Annotated in this window: 1 pseudogene; it reads left to right on the top strand. The window is 52.3% G+C overall.

Annotated elements, in window-relative coordinates:
• Positions 1–43 precede the first annotated feature (43 nt).
• Positions 44–1,689 (top strand): annotated as a pseudogene (locus tag AF337_RS04625) (Ulp1 family isopeptidase); the annotation flags it as partial.

The following is a 1,689-nucleotide window of genomic DNA, read 5'->3' as shown; positions in this document are numbered from 1 at the left end:
TAGGAGGTTCGCTCGTTGGCTCCGAGCAGCAAACAGAGATTCGATGGCTTCTCGGTTTTTAAACGATCCAGATTCACTAGCCGTTGATATCGCGGATTATTGGGCAAGCGGTGAGGACGATCAGAACCGTCTTAACTCAGCGCTGTCTCATTTCAGGAGGCTCGGACCTGAGGGGCAAGAACTCCAAGCCGTTGGAGCTGGGCCGCGCCTGATGGGCCGCCGAATTCATGATCCCTATCCCGATGACGCCCGCGTCATTGATAGCTTGGCCAAGGAAGAGCTGAGTAAGTTCGGACCGGTCTCGATTTCTCAGAAAAATGCCAGTAACCAACGAAAGTTTAGCGATTGGCTCAAAAGGGAGGGTAGGGGGAGCATAGTCAGCCGACTCACGGGTACTGATCAGCAGCAACGGTCGTTGCAGGAGGATTTTAGGAAATTTACCGAGGCCGAGGGAAAAGTGGTCGTGAGTTTAGATCGGCTGCGGCAGTATCTAGGCGCCGAGTCCCAGTTGAAACAGCATCATCCTTATCCCGACGACGCCCGCATCATTGATGACCTAGCCAACGAAGAGCTGAGCAAGCTCGGATCGGACTCGACTTCCAAGAGGAATGTTGTCCGGATTACGGCCATAAATCAACGGAGGTTTAGTAATTGGCTCCAAAAGAATGGTAGGGGGAGCATAGCCAGTCGCCTGACTGGCAGTGATCAGCAGCAAGGGTCGTTGAAGGACGATTTTAGGGGCTTTACCAAGGCTGAAGGAAGAATAAACGTGGGTTTTGATCGGCTGCGGCAGTATCTAGGCGCCGAGTCCCAGTTGAAACAGCATGATCCTTATCCCGACGACGCCCTCATTATTGAGGCCTTGGCCAACGAAGAGCAGAGTAAGCTCGGACCGGTCTCGACTTCCCGGAAAAATGCCAGTAACCAACGAAAATTTAGCGATTGGCTCAAAAGGGAGGGCAGGGAGAGCATAGTCAGCCGACTCACCGGTACTGATGAGCAGCAACGGTCGTTGCAGGAGGATTTTAGGGCCTTTACCAAGGAGGAAGGAAAAAAAGTGGTCGTGAGTTTCAATCGGCTGCGGCAGTATCTAGGCGCCGAGTCGCAGTTGAAACAGCATGATCCTTATCCCGATGACGCCCGCATCATTGATGACCTAGCCAAGGAAGCGCTGAGCAAGCTCGGATCGAACTCGACTTCGCAGAGGAAAGTAGTCTTGAATCTGGCCAGCAATCAACGGAGGTTTAGTGATTGGCTCCGAAAGAAGGGTCGGGGGAGCATAGGCAGTCGCTTGACTGGCAGTGATCAGCAGCAACAGTCGTTAAAGGACGATTACAGTAACTTTACCAACGCTGAAGGAAAAAGAATAAGCGTGAGTTTCGATCGGCTGCGGCAGTATCTAGGCGCTGAGTCGCAGTTGAAACAGCATAATCCTTATCCCGACGACGCCCTCATGATTGATAGCTTCGCCAACGAAGAGCTGAGCAAGCTCGGATCGGACTCGACTTCGCAGAGGAGAGTCGTCTGGAGACTGGCCAGCAATCAACGAAAGTTTAGTGATTGGCTGCAAACCAGGGGTAGGGAGAGCATAGCGAGCCGGCTCAACGGCAGTGATCAGCAGCAATGGTCGTTGAAAAAAGATTACCAAGACTTCACCGAAGACATGGGAAAACACACTATCTCTTTCAA

Origin of the sequence: Rhizobium ecuadorense, from assembly GCF_001187535.1 — a bacterium.
GTDB classification, from domain to species: Bacteria; Pseudomonadota; Alphaproteobacteria; order Rhizobiales; family Rhizobiaceae; genus Rhizobium; species Rhizobium ecuadorense.
This window is presented reverse-complemented; position numbering and strand designations above follow the sequence as displayed.